At 66.4% G+C, this 16,965-nt stretch carries 16 protein-coding genes; 8 read left to right on the forward strand and 8 right to left on the reverse strand.

Features of this window, described 5'->3' with window-relative positions:
- Positions 1-34: 34 nt before the first annotated feature.
- Complete coding sequence (locus AB4Z27_RS17320; RefSeq protein WP_092294100.1) at positions 35-778, reverse strand: acetoacetate decarboxylase; 744 nt, start codon at positions 776-778, stop codon at positions 35-37.
- Between the two features lie 380 nt (positions 779-1,158).
- Here AB4Z27_RS17320 and AB4Z27_RS17325 point away from each other — a divergent pair, with 380 nt between their 5' ends.
- Positions 1,159-1,935 (forward strand): DUF899 domain-containing protein, encoded by a 777-nt coding sequence (locus AB4Z27_RS17325; RefSeq protein ID WP_092294098.1) that lies wholly within the window; start codon positions 1,159-1,161, stop codon positions 1,933-1,935.
- 37 nt (positions 1,936-1,972) lie between these two features.
- Here the strand turns inward: AB4Z27_RS17325 and AB4Z27_RS17330 are convergent, their stop codons facing one another.
- Together AB4Z27_RS17330 and AB4Z27_RS17335 are read right to left on the reverse strand one after the other, a co-directional pair.
- Positions 1,973-3,370 carry an amidohydrolase family protein gene (locus AB4Z27_RS17330; RefSeq protein WP_441644889.1) on the reverse strand — a complete coding sequence of 466 codons (1,398 nt, stop codon included), beginning with the start codon at positions 3,368-3,370 and terminating at the stop codon, positions 1,973-1,975.
- Between the two features lie 3 nt (positions 3,371-3,373).
- Positions 3,374-4,726, reverse strand: a complete 1,353-nt coding sequence (locus AB4Z27_RS17335) for a nucleobase:cation symporter-2 family protein (protein ID WP_092294094.1) — start codon at positions 4,724-4,726, stop codon at positions 3,374-3,376.
- A 252-nt stretch (positions 4,727-4,978) separates the two neighbouring features.
- Between AB4Z27_RS17335 and AB4Z27_RS17340 the strand changes: the two genes are divergently transcribed.
- Entirely contained in the window at positions 4,979-5,968 is a 990-nt protein-coding gene (locus AB4Z27_RS17340; protein ID WP_441644890.1) for an AraC family transcriptional regulator, read from the forward strand.
- Positions 5,969-5,993: 25 nt separating this feature from the next.
- Here the strand turns inward: AB4Z27_RS17340 and AB4Z27_RS17345 are convergent, their stop codons facing one another.
- The 3 genes from AB4Z27_RS17345 to AB4Z27_RS17355 form a co-directional block, all read right to left on the reverse strand.
- Entirely contained in the window at positions 5,994-6,947 is a 954-nt protein-coding gene (locus tag AB4Z27_RS17345; RefSeq protein WP_441591214.1) for a GlxA family transcriptional regulator, read from the reverse strand.
- A gap of 109 nt (positions 6,948-7,056) precedes the next feature.
- Positions 7,057-7,953, reverse strand: coding sequence for a LysR family transcriptional regulator (locus tag AB4Z27_RS17350; protein ID WP_441644891.1), 897 nt, complete (start codon positions 7,951-7,953; stop codon positions 7,057-7,059).
- A 150-nt stretch (positions 7,954-8,103) separates the two neighbouring features.
- Positions 8,104-8,493 (reverse strand): response regulator transcription factor, encoded by a 390-nt coding sequence (locus AB4Z27_RS17355; protein ID WP_177219902.1) that lies wholly within the window; start codon positions 8,491-8,493, stop codon positions 8,104-8,106.
- 270 nt (positions 8,494-8,763) lie between these two features.
- Between AB4Z27_RS17355 and AB4Z27_RS17360 the strand changes: the two genes are divergently transcribed.
- Positions 8,764-10,044: a sensor histidine kinase gene (locus AB4Z27_RS17360; RefSeq protein ID WP_092294084.1), complete on the forward strand. Its 1,281-nt coding sequence runs from the start codon at positions 8,764-8,766 to the stop codon at positions 10,042-10,044.
- Here AB4Z27_RS17360 and AB4Z27_RS17365 read toward each other — a convergent pair whose 3' ends face one another.
- The gene (locus AB4Z27_RS17365; RefSeq protein ID WP_092294082.1) at positions 10,045-10,686 is read right to left on the reverse strand and encodes a response regulator transcription factor; all 642 of its coding nucleotides are present in this window, start codon (positions 10,684-10,686) and stop codon (positions 10,045-10,047) included.
- A 412-nt stretch (positions 10,687-11,098) separates the two neighbouring features.
- On the opposite strand from AB4Z27_RS17365, the gene AB4Z27_RS17370 reads away from it, so the two are divergent.
- From AB4Z27_RS17370 to AB4Z27_RS17390, 5 genes are all read left to right on the forward strand, one after another.
- The gene (locus tag AB4Z27_RS17370; RefSeq protein ID WP_092294080.1) at positions 11,099-11,962 is read left to right on the forward strand and encodes an alpha/beta fold hydrolase; all 864 of its coding nucleotides are present in this window, start codon (positions 11,099-11,101) and stop codon (positions 11,960-11,962) included.
- A 97-nt stretch (positions 11,963-12,059) separates the two neighbouring features.
- Complete coding sequence (locus tag AB4Z27_RS17375; RefSeq protein ID WP_092294078.1) at positions 12,060-12,779, forward strand: hypothetical protein; 720 nt, start codon at positions 12,060-12,062, stop codon at positions 12,777-12,779.
- 10 nt (positions 12,780-12,789) lie between these two features.
- On the forward strand, positions 12,790-13,836 hold the full coding sequence (locus AB4Z27_RS17380; RefSeq protein ID WP_092294076.1) for an alcohol dehydrogenase catalytic domain-containing protein: 1,047 nt from the start codon (positions 12,790-12,792) through the stop codon (positions 13,834-13,836).
- Between the two features lie 31 nt (positions 13,837-13,867).
- Positions 13,868-14,722, forward strand: coding sequence for an alpha/beta fold hydrolase (locus AB4Z27_RS17385; protein WP_441591218.1), 855 nt, complete (start codon positions 13,868-13,870; stop codon positions 14,720-14,722).
- 30 nt (positions 14,723-14,752) lie between these two features.
- Positions 14,753-15,760: a zinc-binding alcohol dehydrogenase family protein gene (locus AB4Z27_RS17390; RefSeq protein WP_092294072.1), complete on the forward strand. Its 1,008-nt coding sequence runs from the start codon at positions 14,753-14,755 to the stop codon at positions 15,758-15,760.
- 68 nt (positions 15,761-15,828) lie between these two features.
- On the opposite strand, the gene tehA is transcribed toward AB4Z27_RS17390, so the two are convergent.
- Positions 15,829-16,818, reverse strand: coding sequence for a dicarboxylate transporter/tellurite-resistance protein TehA (gene tehA, locus AB4Z27_RS17395; protein WP_441644892.1), 990 nt, complete (start codon positions 16,816-16,818; stop codon positions 15,829-15,831).
- Positions 16,819-16,965 lie beyond the last annotated feature (147 nt).

Genomic DNA, 16,965 nt, shown 5'->3' on the forward strand with positions numbered 1-16,965 from the left:
AAAGAGGGGAAGGGAAAGAGAAAAGGGATTGGGGCTAGCGCTGGAGGTAGTCGAACACCACCTCGCCCAGCCCGAGGGTCAGGTCGGCCACGTAGTGCTTCGCGCCCAGCACCTCCAGCACGGGCAGGTCTGCCACCGGGGCCAGCGCGTGCGGGAACAGCGACAGTGCGGCCGGGCCGCTCCAGGCGCCCTTCACGTCCACATCCTTGAGGAAGTAGCAGACCAGCTCGCAGATGCGGGCCGTGCCGTCCACATGGGGGATGATCTTGAGCAGGTAGTTGGGCGTGTTCGCCAGCGCGTCGTGCACCTCCTGCTGGTCCAGCGCCTTGTGCTTGTAGCCCATGGTGCCGGTGGCCACGCGTACCGGACCGTAGTCGAGGGTGCCCAGCAGCGTGTCGGTCTCTACCGCCAGGCGTGGCGTGGCCAGCTTCTTCGGAAAACCCCACAGCTCGCGCCCCGCCGCCAGCGGCGGGTGATCGTCGAGGAACATCGCATGGGTGTAGTTGCCGCGCCGGCCCTGGTAGATCACCGGAATCACCTGGCCGGACTCGGTGTAGTCGCCAAAGCCGGTGGAGTCCGGCATGCGGATGAATTCGTAGTGGACCACCGGTTCGGCAATCTCGAGCGGCTCCGGCACCACGGCGCGCAGCCGCTCGGGGTCGGTGCGGTAGGTGATGACGAAGAACTCCCGATGGAGAAAGCGGTACGGTCCCATCGGATAGGCCGGGCTGCAAAGCGGCGCGGCGAACGCGCGCTCCCGGATGGTCTGGACGTCCATGTGCTTGTGCCTCCTGAAGGCGGTCCGTGCGGCGCGGTCGCTGTCCCCATGACAGTGAGCCGTGACGGTCCGGTTCATTCTGGAAGGCCGGCGGGGGGGAATCCATCAGACGTGGGTATCGACCGCCGCGCGGCCAGTGCTGGCAAGGGCTGGCGGCGAATTGCGGCGGATGGGGACGGGCCGGCGCTATACCGACGGCGCCGCCATCATCCCTGAGGCGTAGCCGATGGCGTCGGACGGATGATCGATTGTGACGACGACGGCACAGCCGGGGCCGCGCCCTACGCAATCCCGTCAGCCTTGTTACTCCCCAATCCCGACTCCGGGTGCCAAACTAGGCTGGGATCGCCCCGTACAGGACGCATAGGAGATAGCGAACCATGACGACATCAACCAAGGACATGAAGACYCCGCCGGTGGTATCGCCGGACGCCTGGGAGGCAGCGCGCCAGGCGCTGCTGGTGAAGGAGAAGGCCCAGACCCGCGCGCGCGACGCGCTGGCCGCCGAGCGCCGCCGCATGCCGTGGATGGCGGTGGACACCCCCTACACATTCGAGGGGCCCGACGGCAAGCGCAGCCTGGCGGACCTCTTCGACGGCCGGCGCCAGCTCATCGTCTACCGCGCTTTCTATGAGCCCGGCGTGCACGGCTGGCCCGAGCATGCCTGCCGGGGCTGCTCGCTGGTGGCCGACCAGATCGCCCATCCGTCCCACCTGAACGCCCGGGACACCACGCTGGTGTTCGTCTCGCGCGCGCCGCAGGCGGAGATTGCGGGGCTGAAGGCGCGCATGGGCTGGAAGGACATTCCGTGGTTCACCATCACGGACCGCTTCGATGCCGACTTTGGTGTAGACGAATGGCATGGCACCAACGTCTTTTTCCGCGACGGCGACCGCATCTTCCGCACCTACTTCCTGAACAATCGCGGCGACGAGCAGATGGGCAACACCTGGAACTGCCTCGACATCACCCCGCTGGGGCGTCAGGAACTCTGGGAGGATTCGCCCGAAGGCTACCCGCAGACGCCCACCTACAAATGGTGGAACTGGCACGACAGCTACGTGGACGGCGCAGCGCCCGACAAGAAGTGGGTCGAGATATCCACCGCCGGCGAGAAGGCATTCCGCGAAGCCTCGGCGGCGGAGAAGAAGCCCTGAACGCCGCCGCACCCTGCGGCGGCTTTCGGCAAGCCGCTTACGCCATCAGCACCGCCAGCGCGTCGCGTGCCTCCTGGCGCAACTTCTCCACGTCGAGCCCYACCACCTCGCCCTGGCGCACGACGTGCCGGCCGCGCACGAACACATCGCGTACTGGGGTCGGTTCGCCCGCCGCCACCGGGGCCGTGGCGATGTCGTGGAAGCCGGCAAAGCGCAGGCCGCCCACGTCGTAGATCGCCAGATCGGCGGACTGCCCCGGCGCCAGCGTGCCCACGCCGGGCAGGCCCAGCACCTGCGCGCCGCCGGCCGTGCCCCAGTGGATGACCTCTTCCACGCGGGTCTGCGTCGCGCCGCCGAGCGCCCGGTGCACCARCCAAGCGAAATTAGCCTCGTGCACCATGCTGCCGGACTCGTTCGACGCCACGCCATCCACGCCGATCGACACCGGCACGCCGGCATCGGCCATCGCCCGCACCGGCGCGATGCCGCTGCCGAGCCGCGCGTTGCTGACCGGGCAGTGGGCCATGCCGGTGCCGGTACTGCCGAGCATGCGGATCTCGTCCGGCGTGACGGTGACGAGGTGGGCGAACCAGACGTCMGGGCCGAGCCAGTCGTGGTCSGCCACGAACTGCACCGGCGTGCAGCGGTACTTCTCCGCGCAGAAGCGCACGTAGTTGTCGGTCTCCGACAGATGCGTGTGCAGCCGCAGCCCCATGCCACGGGCGAAGCCGGCTACCTCGCGCAGCAGCACGGGCGGCAGCGAGAACGTGGGCGTGGTGGGCGCCACGGCCACGCGGCGCAGCCCGTCTGGCGCGGCGTCGTGGTAGCGGGCTTTCAGGCGTTCGATATCGCCGAGCATCTCGTCGAGCGTCTCCGGCACCAGCGCGGTCGCGCGCATGCCGGGATGGTCGCTGGCCGACTGGATCGCACCGCCCCGGCACAGCACCAGCCGCATGCCGAGCGCTTCGGCTTCCTCGAACAACGCGTCGCCGGTYTCCGCGCCGTGGCCGTGGTGGTAGAGGTAGTGRTGRTCGGCGCAGGTGGTGGTGCCSGACAGCAGCAGCTCGGCGATGCCCAGCCGCACCGCCGTGCGGAACAGCTCGGGCGTGAAGCGCGCCAGCCGGGGGTAGGGCACGCTCGCCAGCCATGCCTGGAGATCGGCATTCATGCCCGCCGGCACCGCCTTGAGCAGGTTCTGGAACAGGTGATGGTGGGTGTTGACCCAGCCGGGRTAGACCACGCAGCCGGTGGCGTCGATGACCGTCTCGTCGGCGCCCGGCACGAGCCCGGCCGCCAGTTCGGCGATGCGCCCATCACGGATGCGGATGTCGACGGCGCCCRCGCGTGCCGCGGCGCCGGCCCGGCCGGTCATCACGGCCGCCGCGCCGCGCACCAGCAGGTTGCCTTGCGGGGAAGGGGAGAGGGGAGGGGTCATGGCTTACATCTCCGGGATGTGCTCGGGCGCGACGGCCAGCGCCGGCTCCTCGTCGCGCGCCGGGATGCCGTTGAGCAGCAGGTTGAGGAAGACCGACACCACGCAGGCAATGATCACGCTGCTGTGGACGAACGGCTGCAGCGCGGCCGGCAGCTTGGCGAGCAGGGACGGCATGATCACCGGCATCAACGCGCAGCCCAGCGTGATGGCCACCACGCTGAGGTTGGCCGGCTTGCGCTCGTAGTCCACCTGGCCGAGCGTGCGGATGCCCGCCGCGACCACCACGCCGAACATCACCAGCGTGGCCCCGCCGAGCGCGGCCGAGGGGATCGACGAGAACAGCGCGCCGATCTTCGGCACCAGCGCCACCGCGCAGAGCATCACGCCGCAGGTGGCCACCACCCAGCGGCTGCGCACGCCGGTGACGATCACCAGGCCCACGTTCTCCATGAAGGCGATGAACGGGAACGCGGCGAACATGCCGCCGATGGCACTGGCCAGCCCGTTGGCGCGCAGGCCGTTGGTGGCCTCGCGCTCGGTGACGGGCCGTTTGACGATGTCGCCAATGGCCACGAACAACCCCATCGACTCGACCATCTGCACCACCATCACGATCACCATGGTGGCGATGGCGCCGGCGTTGAAGGTCGGCAGCCCGAACGCGAACGGCGTGACGAGGGTGAACCACGGCGCGCGCGCCACTTCGTCGAAATTGCCCATGCCGAGCAGCCACGCCGCCACGCCACCGACCAGCAGGCCGATCAGCACCGCCAGGCTGCGCACGAGCTTGCCGCCGTGGCTGTTCACGAACAGGATCAGCGCGACCGTGCCGAACGCCACCACGAAGAACATCGGCGAGCCGAACTCCTTGGCGCCGTGCCCGCCGCCGGTCCACTGGTAGGCCACCGGGAACAGCGACAGCCCCACYGCAGTGATGATGCAGCCGCTCACCACCGGCGGAAAGAAGCGCTTGAGCCGGCCGATCACCGGCGCCAGGAACAGCGTGAGGATGCCGGCGCCGATCACCGCGCCGCAGACGCCGTTGAAGCCCAGTGCGGGGTCGCTGCCGATGGCGATGACCGGCCCCACCGAGCCGAACGCCACGCCCTGCATCAACGGCAGCCGCACGCCGAACTTCCAGAACCCCACGGTCTGCAGCAGCGTGGCGATGCCCGAGGTGAACAGCGCGGTGCTGATCAGCAGCGTGGTCTGGGCAGGCGTCATCTTGAGCGCGCCGGCCACGATCATGGGCACCGCGATGGCGCCGAGGTAGCTGACCAGCATGTGCTGGAAGCCGAGCGAGACCATCGCCCGGGCGGGCAGCATCTGGTCGACGGGGTGGATTGGGGGTTGCATGGGGTTGTCTCCTGCCATGTTGGAAGGGCGGGCCGGCCGATCGTGGTCGGGCCGTGCTGCCGCCGGCAGCCGCGTGGCCGCCTGCCCTGACAGTAGCGAGCGCGGCGCGGCGGCCGTAGCATCGATACGAAGCCGCCAGCATCGAAACGAAACCGCGCGAGATCCGGACAGGGGCACGGCACAGCGGGTTTCCCTGACTTGCCCGAGCGGAGCGTGGCTCCTACGATGGCCGCACCTCACCGGAGACGTGCCATGACGCAGCGCGCCGCATCGCAGACAGGCAACACGGCCCACGCTGGCCGCGCGCGGGCGCTGGACCACGTGCAGTCGCTCTCCGCGCGGGTGTTCGGGCCCACGCGGCTCGATGTAGGGGAAAGCGTCGGAAAYGCCGAAGACGCGACGCCCGACGTGCAGCTGCGCACGTGCCAGATCGGTCACCTGACGCTGGCCACCACGCGCTATGGCCGGGCGATGGAGATCGAGCCGCGCGTCGGCAAGGACGAGTTCGTGATCCAGACCGTGACGGCGGGCCGCTGCCGGCTGATGATGGAGGGCAGCGCCGACGAGATGCCGGTGGGCGCGGTGCGCGTGTTCTCGCCCTCGCTGCCGGTGCGGCTACAGGCCGATGCCGACTGCGAGCGCTTCAGTGTGGTTATCCGTCGGCAGGCGCTGGAAGCGGCGTTCCTGGAATGCTTCAGCTTCGACGCGCCGGCGCCGCTSGTCTTCGATTTCCACGCSGYGGATACGSCGCGCTGGCAGGCCATGATGGCGTGGCTGCGCACCGAGTTCGACGCCCGCGCGCATGGCGCCGCGCTGCCGGCCACTGACGCCGCCATCGAGCGGCTGATCCTCGGCACGCTGCTGGTGGACCAGTTCGGCCATGACGGCAGCCTGCTCCCGCGCGGCTTCCACGCCGCCCTGCCGGCCTACGTGCGCTGCGCCATCCGCTACCTGCGCGCCCACCTCGACAAGCCAATCACGCTGGGCGCGCTGGCCGCCCATTGCGGCGTCTGCGAGCGCACCCTGCAACTGGGCTTCCGCAAGGCCAAGAACACCACGCCGATGGAATACCTGCGCGTGCTGCGCCTCCAGGCCGCGCGCGCGGACCTCCAGCGCGCCACCCTGGAACGGGGCGCGGTATCCGCCATCGCCCTAAGGCATGGCTTCACCCACCTGAGCCTGTTCTCGCGCGAGTACCAGCGGGAGTTTGGGGAGCTGCCTTCGGTGACGTTGCGGGGCTGAGGGGGATCGCCTGCCGCCACGCTCGCTAGGCGGCGATCAGCGTCCTGGCATCCCTGCGCAATTCTTGCGGGCTTGCGCCATAGGTGCGAACAAAGACCTCTCGCAGATGATTGCGATCGCGGAAGCCAGTTTCCCGCGCGATCACTTCCAGGGAATGGCGCCCGCGCTCGATCATGGTGCGTGCCGTTTCGATGCGAAGCTGCTGAACCGCTTTCGCCGGGGAGTGGCCCGTCTCGGACTGGAAGATGCGTTGGAACTGCCGCGTGCTGAGATGTGCGGCCCGCGCCAGTTCATCGATGCGTAACGGCCGCGACAGGTGCTGGCGCGCATATTCGAGCGCCGTCTGGATGCGGTCGGATTTGGGGGCGAGCTTGAGCAGCTCGGACTGCTGGGGCTGGCCGCCCGCGCGCCGCTGGTTCATCACCATGACGCGAGCGACTTTGGTGGCTACCTCGCTGCCCAGGTCCTTCTCGACCAGCCCGAGGGCCAGGTCCATCGCTGCCGTCAGGCCGGCGGACGTCCAGATGGCGCCATCCGCCACGAAGATATGGTCAGGCTCGATACGCGCAGCAGGGCAGCGCGCCTGCAGCGCCTCGGCGAACGCCCAGTGTGTGGTCGCCCGCTTGCCGTCGAGCAGGCCGGCATCTGCCAGCACGAAGGCCCCAGTGCAGAGGCCCGCCGTGCGGCGCGACTGCTCCGACGCCGTCCGCACGAAATCCAGTTCCTGGGCGGTGCTGGTGCGTTGGGTCGGATCGACGATGCCGCTGATCATCCAGGTGTCGGCCTCGGTGCTCGCATGCACGGGTGTCGTCTTGACGGAAACGCCGAGGGACGCTTGCACCTCGCCGCCATCCAGAGAGTAGTTCGTCACGCTGTAGACACGCTCACGCGCCACGACGTTGGCGAACTCGAACACCGATTGGGTGCCGATGGCCATGACCTGGAAGCCATCTGTCAGGAAGTAGCCGATCCGATGCATCCTTTCCACCCCTACCGCTGCCTGAAAACCCGGATTATAGATGTCAAGCGAAATGTACGTGCGGCATCGTGGAGACTGGGAATGGTGCCAGGCGATCCTGACCGCCGGCTCAATGCTCGGCTTCGAGCGCGGCGGACAGCCAGTCGACGAACACGCGCAGCGACATGGATTCCCGCGTTCGGCACGAGTGGACGGCGTGAATCGGGAGGACGCCGGGTCGGCAATCGGCGAGAACTTCCTCGAGCCGGCCGCTGGCCAGATAGGGTCGTGCCACCGCATCCCAGACCTGAATGACGCCACCATGCTGGAGACCGTAGTGCAACAGCAGGTCCATGTCGTCGAAGGCGATGGACTCCGGCACAGGATGCCGCGTGTGGCGGCCGCCAAGCTCGAACGCGAACTCCCAAGGGCGGCCGGCACCGTGCTGTGCGGCGTGAGCCGTGCGATGCCCCGCCAGGTCTTCTACCTTGGCAGGACATCCATGCCGCGACAGATAGAGCCGGCTTGCCACGGTGATCAGGCGGTAGCTCCCTATCCGGCGGCTGAAACTGTAGGAATCCTCGAGTTCGCCCAGCCTGATCGCGCAGTCCATGCCATCGCGGATCAGGTTCGAGGCGTGCCGCGGTGTCGAGATCTGCAGGCTGACGTCCGGATACTCATGCCGGAATTGGGTCAKGTGCGGCATCAGCTGGCGTGCGATATCGCCCGGCAGCTCCACACGCAGCTTGCCGCTCGCCTTGCCCGCGCTGGACCCGATCACGGATTTCACGTCGGTGATGGCGAGGAGTATCTTGAGGCAGTGTTCGTAGAAGGTCATGCCGGCCGGGGTGGGTCGAACCTGGCGCGTCGTCCGGTGCAGCAGCTTCACTTGCAGATGGACTTCGAGCTGCTGGATCAGCAAGCTCGCCGAGGCCTTCGGTATGCCGAGAAGACTCGACGCACGCGTGAAATTCTCGCACTCGACGATCCGCGCAAATACCTCCATCGCTTGCAGCATGCGTTCCATGGCCGGTTTCCCCTGTGCATCAGCTCGATTGGTGATGCCGTCGAGTGTAGGGACGGCAGCACGCCCGCAATAGTCGCGATTGGCGCATGGTGGGCGACACGTTCGTATAACCGTGCGCAACGTGGCGGCACGGGCCGGGCGCGTGTCGCGTCAGGGTATCGAACCCAGGATGCGTGACATCCAGTCGACCAGCTCATCAGGATCCACCGGCTTGTCGAGCATGCATGCCGCACCGAGCTGCATGGCCTCGGAACGGTTTCGAGGCGTGCCATGGGCGGTGACGAAGATGCACGGTGTTGCGTGCCCCGCATGACGGAACCGTCGCAGCAGTTCGAGGCCGGAGATACCTTCCAGCGCGATATCGCAGATCAGGCAGTCGTAGGCGGTGCTGCTCGGATGGGCGATGAAGCTTTCGGCACACGAGAAAAAGGAGACGCCCCAACCCAGCGCGCGGATCAGCGCGCCGGTGGAACTCCGGACGGACGGTTCATCATCGATGACACAGACAATCTTGGCAGGCACGGGCGTCAGGACTGACACGACATATCGGTAGCGCAACGCGGCGAAGGGTCTCTCGYCCGGACATTAGCGCAATCGCGGTGCCGGGGACACTTATACGGACGTATCGCGGCACGTACGCCATGGCACATCGGGTTTGTCCCGAAGAAGCCTCCGGCCTCGGGGCTGGTGGCGCCGTAGCTTCAAGGCCCACAGGGCGGCAGACTATACGTTCGTATAGATGCCGGTACATCCACGGTCCGGCATGATTGCCATGGCGCCCGCGTGACCTGCCGCCCATATCCGTCTTCCATGATCCATCCCAGCCCCGAAGCTTCCACGCCCCAGATCGCAATCGACCCCGACGCCTGTCCACGCCTGGCATCGTGTAGCCATCCTGGGGATGAGACCTTTCGCTTCGCGCCGATTCCCATCCTGATCGAGGACTGGTCCGGGATCCGGCAATGGGTTGACGCGCGCAAGGCGGAGGGCGTGACGGATCTGGAGGCCTATCTGGACGCCAATCCGATGGCCATCCAGGAATTGCGCGATCGTCATCACGTTTTCGTGGACGCCAATGACGCCGCGCTGGCGTTGTTCGATGCGGACTCCCGGGCATCTTTCTTCGCGAAGGCCAGGGACCTGCTTCCCGCCAGCCGGCTTAGCAACTCGAAGGTACTCAAGGCGATGTTCGATGGCGCGACAGCCTGTCAGGGCGAGCGCACGCTGACGTCGCTGACCGGACGGACGATCCCCATCGTATGGCGCTGCTCGTTGCCGGCCCAGCCTGCCCGCTATGCGCGGCTGCAGTTCTTCGCGTTCGACATCTCCGAGTACCAGGAGAACATCAGCCGCCTGCAGTCGATGCGCGCCGAGATGGCACGCGCCGGACGCATTGCACTGATCGGACAATTGGCGGCGTCGATCACGCATGAGATCAGCCAGCCGCTGTCCGCGACCAGGACGTCGATCGAAGCCGCAGCCCGATGGCTGGAGCGCGACCAGCCGGAGATGGAGGAAGCCAAGTCATCCGTGCGCGACGCAGCGCGCTGGGCCCGCGACGCCACCGAGATCTGCCACAAGCTGCGCGGTTTCATGACACATACGCCGCCGCAGGCCAGGTTGCAGTCGGCGGCCGAAGTGGTGGCGTCGGCGATCTTCCTGATCACGCCTGAAGCGGAGGCGAAGGGCATCGTCGTGGAAACTGACGTGGATGCCGGCCTGCGAGTGTTCGTGGACCGTCTGCAGCTGCAGCAAGTCCTGGGCAACCTGCTACTGAACGGTATCCACGCCATCGAAGCGAGAACGAATGCGCCGGTACGCCGTCTCGCCGTGCAGGCGGAGCCGGAAGGCGAGGACAGCATTCGGTTCAAGGTGGCCGATTCCGGGCCGGGTATCGACGCTGAAGCGTTCCAGAGGCTGTTCCAGCCCTTCGCGACGTCCAAGGCCGAAGGCATGGGCCTGGGCCTGTCCATCTCGAAGTCGATCATCGAGGCCCACGGCGGCCGCATCTGGGCCGAGTCGATGGGAGGCGAGGGCGCGACGCTCTGCTTTACGCTGCCGGGCGTGCAAGGACAGGCGCGGCGGCCCTGATCAGCGCCACATCGGCTCGATGCCAAGCATCTGCGCCTTGCGCACGATGTCGGCGACGGAGTTCGATTTCATTTTCCGCATGGCAGTGCCACGATGCACCTTGACAGTGACTTCGCTGATGCCGATGCCGGCAGCGATCTGCTTGTTCAGCGCGCCGCCTACCACGTAGGCCAGCACCTCGCGCTCGCGCGCGGTCAGCGAGTCATAGAGCTGCGCCAGCTTGTTGCGCGCGTGATCCGCATCGAGCAGGGTCTTGTCCAATGCCAGGGCGGCCGTCACGGCGTCGATGACATCCTGCTCTGCCAATGGCTTGAGAAGAAAGTCCGCAGCTCCGGCCTTCATCGCCTTGATGCAGATGCTCACGTCGGCATATCCCGTCATGAAGATGATCGGCATCCGGTGGTTCGCCTTCTCCTGCTGCTGAAAGAACAATCCGCTCTCTCCACGCAGGCGAACATCGAGTAGCAGGCAGCCCGGTACGTTCGCGCTCGCCGATGCCTTGAACGCCGCTGTCCCTTCGAAGCTGCGGACGGTGAATCCCACGGAACGCAGGAGGTTGGTCAATGACGAGCGGGTCGATTCCTCGTCGTCGACGATGTAGACGACTGACGTCGCGTCCTGTGTCTTGGCATCCATGGACATGCTTCACTTCACGGGTTTAAAAAACGCACCAACCGCGATGACAGCGTTGTGTTTCTGTCTTCAAGGTCGCGGCGATTGTCGCATATCCCCCCTGTGCGAAGTGAACGTGTCATGCCCCGGAAACGTGCGGGAAACTGGCGTCAGCGCGGCATTGGAGACCCATTGTTCGGCCCGCACGGATGTACTGTTCAGGCGTCCACGCTTTATCCGGTCTGGCTTTGCGGCTAGTTTTGATGCTGGCGCGGCGCGCATCGAAAGCGCCGCGATTGGGAGGGCGCGGCACGGCATTCAGGGTCCGCATGTCCGAAAACCTCACGATAAATGTCGTTTGAGATTTTCTGCGGAGCGGGAATCATGAAGGCCTGGCATCCGTGCCTCACAGTGCATCGATGGTCATGCAAGGTTGGACTCAATGAATGCTTCAACGGCCGAAGTCTCGGCAAGCCTCACCGCGAAAACCCGGTTCGCCGACGTGCCGGGACGGCGCCTCGCCTATCGCACCTTCGGGCGTGGAAAGCCGGTCGTGCTCTGCGTGCGGTTCCGGGGCACCATGGACGCCTGGGATCCTCTCTTCCTCGATTCCCTGGCCAGCCAGGGCTTCCAGGTGACCGTGTTCGACTACAGTGGCATGGGGCAATCCACCGGTGAGCCGACTTATCAGCCTGCGTCGCTGGCCCGTGATGCGATCGACCTGATCGCCGCGCTAGACCTCGGCAAGGTCATCATCGGCGGTTGGTCGGTCGGCGGTATTGCTGCCCAACTCGTGATGACACTGGCGCCTCAGCTCGTCAGCCACGCCGTGCTGCTCGCCACGACACCGCCGGGCGAGCTGGCCAAACCGGGCGAGGCGCTGTTCTATACGCTGGCCAAGCGCGAGAACGACTTCGACGATTTCGTCAGCCTGTTCTTCGAGCCGGCCTCTCCGGAGAGCCGGGAGGCGGCCAGGCAATCCGCAGAGCGGCTCGCCGCGCGCAAAGCCGACGTCAGCCCCGAGGTGCCATGGCAATGGGCCGGCGCCCAACTTGGCGATGGGCCGCGGAACCCCGCCTTCCCGGTCGAAGCCGTGCTTCACGCGCTCAAGTCCACGCACATTCCGGTGCTGCATGTGGGCGGCGATCACGACATCGTGTTCCCGGTCGAGAACTGGTATGCGCTGAACAACCAGTTGCCGACCCTCCACCTGGTGACGTTCCCGCGCGCCGGGCACGGTCCCCACCTCCAGTTTCCTGTTGCGGCTGCTCGGCACGTGGCCGCTTTCATCGATACCCACGCTTAGCGGATACCGACCGGCACACGGCGCGCCGGTCGCACCATTTCCCCACCTTCGCGCGTCAGCGTCGAAGTGGATCGTTTCGTCTTCAGAAAGGTAAAGCATGTCGGATTTGATCAGTTTCGCCATCGAGGCCGCGGGTGGCCTCGAACGCTTCCAGGGTTTCCAGCGCGTGTCGGCGCGCCTGCACCACACGGGTGTCCTGTGGACGCTGAAGCAACGTGAAGGGGTCTTGACGGATTCACGCGTGACCGTCGACCTTCACGCACAACGGGTGTCGCACGAACCCTTCGCACCGACCACGAACCACTCGGTCTTCACGCCGGCGCGCGTGGAGATCCTGCAACCGGACGGTACGCCGGTCGAGACCCTCTCGAACCCCCGTGCCTCATTCGCCGGCTTCGAGCTTGAGACCCCCTGGTCGAATGCCCAACTGGCGTACTTCGCTGGCTACACGATGTGGACGTATCTGACGTCGCCATTCGTGCTGCGCCACCCCGGCGTGCGTGCCACCGAGATCGAGCCGTGGGTGGTGGACGGCCTCTCCTGGCGGCGTCTGCGTGTGACCTTCCCCGATGCCGTGGCCACGCATAGCGCGGAGCAGACCTACTACTTCGACGCGGACGGCCTGCTGCGCCGTCATGACTACGAGGTGGACATCCAGGGCCGTAACGCCGCCGCCCGCTACCTTTCCGACTATGTCGAGGTGCAGGGCATTCGCATGCCGACGCGCATGCGCATCTACCCGCGCACGCCCGAGAACCTGGCGATGGCGGAGCCGCTGATCGTGGGCGTGGATCTGTCGGACTTCCGCTTCGAGTGAGGGCGCAACCATGACTGCAACGCAAACCTATCGCGCCGCCGTAGTGGTGGCGCCTGGCAAGCTGGCGCTGATCGATCGCCCGGTGACCGAGCCTGGACACGGACAGGTCCGTATCCGCGTGGAAGCGTGCGGCGTCTGCCACTCGGACAGCGCCACGGTGGGGCGCGCTCCCGCCGACCCGGAGCGGCCCATGGTGCCCGGCCACGAGGTCGTGGGCCGGATCGAGGCACTGGGCCATGGTGTCGATGGTTGGCGCATCGGCCAGCGCGTGGGCGTAGGCTTCCTGGCCGGCGAAGACCGTAGCTGCCCGTCATGCCGGCAGGGCGATATCGTCAACTGCGAGAGCCCGGTCATTACGGGCATGACGACGGATGGCGGCTACGCCGAACGGATGCTCGCCGAAGCGCGCGGGCTGGTACGTGTGCCGGAAGAACTCGACGCTGCCGAGGCGGCTCCGCTGCTGTGCGCCGGCCTGACCACCTTCAACGCCTTGCGTAACGCCAATGCGCGGGCCGGCGACGTGGTGGCGGTCCATGGACTGGGCGGCCTCGGCCATCTCGCGGTGCAGTTCGCGCGCAAGATGGGCTTCCATACCGTGGCGATTGCGCGTGGCGCCGACAAGGCGGAAYTGGCGGCCGAGCTGGGCGCCCATCGCTATATCGACTCGGAAAGCGARGACGCTGTGGCCGTGCTGCGCAGTCTCGGCGGGGCCAAGGTGGTGTTGGGAACGGCACCTACGGGCGCCGGCATGTCGGCGCTCGTTCCSGGCCTGGCGGCGCGCGGACGGCTGGTCGTCGTGGCCGTCCCGGGCGACCCCATCTCGCTGACGGCAATGGACCTCGTGTTCGGCGCGCGTGCGGTGGTAGGCGCTCTCACGGGAACGGTCTTCGACAACGAGCAGACCCTGGCCTTTGCCAACTTGCAGGGCATCCGGCCCATGATCGAGACCTTCCCGTTGGAGCAGGCGCAGGCAGCCTACGACCGCATGATGCGTGCCGATGTCCGGTTCCGGGCGGTGCTGGTCATGCCCGCGTACGACGGCTCCGCGGCGGCATGACAACGATGGCTGAACAACACTGGACACSAGCATGACACCCGTAACCTCATCCAATGCCCCGACGCAGTATGCCGAAGCCGAGGGCGTCCGCTACGCCTATCGGCGCTTCGGCAACGCAAACGGCGGCTTCCCCCTGCTTTGCCTCCAGCATTTCACTGGCACGCTCGACAACTGGGACCCGGCGATCATCGACGCGCTGTCCGCGGACCGGGAGATCATCCTCTTCGAGAACGCGGGGGTGGGACGCTCCGGCGGTGCCGTGCCGGCCACCATCGAGGCCATGGCCCGGCATGTCCTGCGGTTCGCCGACGCCATCGCACTCCGCAAGTGCCACATCCTGGGCTACTCGCTCGGCGGCTTTCTCGCGCAGGATATCGCGATCGCCAGACCGGAACTGGTGGCGCGTGTGATCCTGTCGGGCAGTGCGCCGCAGGGCGGCGAGGGTGCCGGCATGGATCGTCCCGAACTGGTTGCGATCTACACGGATGGCGAGATGCCGATGCCGGAAAAACTCAAGCGCCTCTTCTTCCCGGCGACGCCCGCCGGCACCGCCGCTGCGCAAGCTTTCCTGGAGCGCCTTGCATCGCGAACCGGCGAGCCGGACCTGCCGGCCAGCACCGAGGTTGCGCCGGCGCAACTTGGCGCGATGATCGCCTGGGCGAACTGGGAGGGTGACGTCACCGGCAAGCTCGGCAAGATTTCGCATCCCGTGCTCGTGACCAATGGGGACAACGACACCATGATCCCTACGCGTAACAGCTTTGTGCTGGCGGAGGGTCTGCCAGATGCGACATTGATCGTCTATCCGAACGCCGGTCACGGGGCCCTCTTCCAGTATGCCCCCACCTACGTCGCGCACGTGCGCGAGTTCCTGCGCGGCGCGTAGCCTGTTCTATCTATCGAGGAGTCAAGCAGAATGAAAGCGATTGTTTACGACAAGGCCGGGCTACCCATCGAGGATCCGCGTGCCTTGTACGAGGTGGACCTCCCGCGGCCGGAACCGGATTCCCGTGATCTGCGGGTCCGGATCGAGGCGATTGCAGTGAATCCGGTGGACAGCAAGCTACGCCTCGGTGTGCAGCCGGGCGCGCCGCGCGTGTTGGGATGGGACGCCGTCGGCACGGTGGAGGCCGTTGGCGCTGCGGTGGAGTTCTTCAAGGTGGGCGACAAGGTCTGGTACGCCGGCGATATCACGCGCCAGGGCAGCTACGCCGAGTATGGCCTTGTCGACGAACGGATTGCGGGGCATCGGCCCACTTCGCTCGCGCCCGCCGAGGCTGCGGCGCTGCCGCTGACCAGCATTACGGCGTGGGAGCTGCTGTTCGATCGGCTGCGCATCCCCGAGGGTGGCGGCCAGGGACAGAGCCTGCTGGTGATCGGCGCGAGCGGTGGTGTCGGCTCGATCCTGATCCAGTTGGCGCGCAGGCTCACCGGCGTGACGGTCATTGGCACGGCTTCCCGGCCCGCGACCCGGAAGTGGGTGAGCGAGCGAGGCGCGCACCATGTGATCGACCACAGCCAGCCGCTGCAGCCGCAACTGGCGGCGTTGGGGCTGCCTCAGGTCGAGCATGTCATCAGCCTGACGCACACGGACAGCTACTACGCCCAGATCGTCGACCTGCTCAAGCCCCAGGGACAACTGGCGCTGATCGACGATCCCGCAACGCTGGACGCGATGCCGCTYAAGCGCAAGTCGATCTCGCTGCATTGGGAATTCATGTTCACGCGGTCGATGTACCGGGCCGCCGACATGATCGCGCAGCACAAGCTGCTCGGGCGCGTGGCGGCATTGCTCGATGAGGGTGTGCTGAAGACCACGGTTGGCGAGCACTACGGCGATATCACGGCCGAAAACCTCCGTCGTGCSCATGCAGCGCTGGAGAGCAACAAGACCGTCGGGAAGATAGTCCTCGAGCGTAGCTAGCCGAGGCAAGGCAGGCGCAACGCCCAGAACCGCGTTTGCGGTCCTGGGCGCGCTTTCGTGACTGCCGGTTAAGTGGTGCGACGGAACAGACGACCTTGCAGCAACAGGCGCAGTGTCATCAGGAACAGCGCGCCGACAAAGAGATTGACGAAGACGAACAGGGGCAATGCGASGTTCGCGAATAGAGAAGCAGGTGCGATGGTCGCGGCGCGCATGCAGGACAGCCCCAGCGCGGTGACCCCGAAGCTGAACGCCCAGAAGCCCGGTGTCGCGCCCGCCGCCGAAAACCAGGTTGCGAGCCGCGCCAGGAACAGTAGCTGCAGGACGCCATAACCGAACATTGCGTAGAAGGGCCAGTCCAGGCTGCCACCTGTGACGGCAAGGTATGCCACCGCGCCAACTACCGGTGGCGCCAACTGGATACCCAGTGTCGGTCGCACCGCAGTGGCCAGTTCGTCGCCAAGATGCAGTCGGTAGGTGAGGATCGACTCGATCGCGAGCCACGAGAACAGGCCGGCGCCGAAGAAWAGCTTGGCGAGATCCATCCAGCCAAGCGAACTCATGGCCATCGCGGAGACAAAGTTGCCCGCCACGGTGGGTAGATACATCACCGCGGTGGTATCGCCGAGCTTGCGACCCCCTCGCATCATGCCGCCGCTGCGGAACGTCGAGAAGGCCAGTTGGGCAACCACGCCCACSACGATCAGRGCGCGCCCCAACGTTGGAACGTAACCGTGTAGCCAGACCGCAATCAGCAGCGTGGCCACCGGGATCAAGCCGATAAAGCAACAGGCGACGGGATGTCGTGCCTCCGCCAATGCTTCGCTACGATGCCCCACCCACTTGGCGGCGTACAAGAGCACGAGCACGGCCCAGATGAGCGTGGTGACCGCAAAGAGCGCGTCAGAAATCTCCGCGCTGACACCCCATAGCGTATGAGCGACCCGCCAACAGTTCGATAGGCCGGCCATGCCGAGCACAATGCCCATGGCAGAGGCCGGAACGGCGAACCCGGCACGCGTGGCGGCGACGGGGGCGGATATATTGCKGGGGGTCATGAGGTTCCTCCGGATGTCGAACAAAACGTGCGACTGATAGCCGGAATGTTAGACAGATGGAGGTCGGACGCCAATTCTCAGTCTGTATCCGCATCATTGTTCGAAGAGCCATCGACTCCTATGCCAAAGCATAGGGGCGGAAGCGGC

This window comes from Cupriavidus sp. KB_39 (assembly GCF_052114485.1).
Classification (GTDB): Bacteria; Pseudomonadota; Gammaproteobacteria; order Burkholderiales; family Burkholderiaceae; genus Cupriavidus.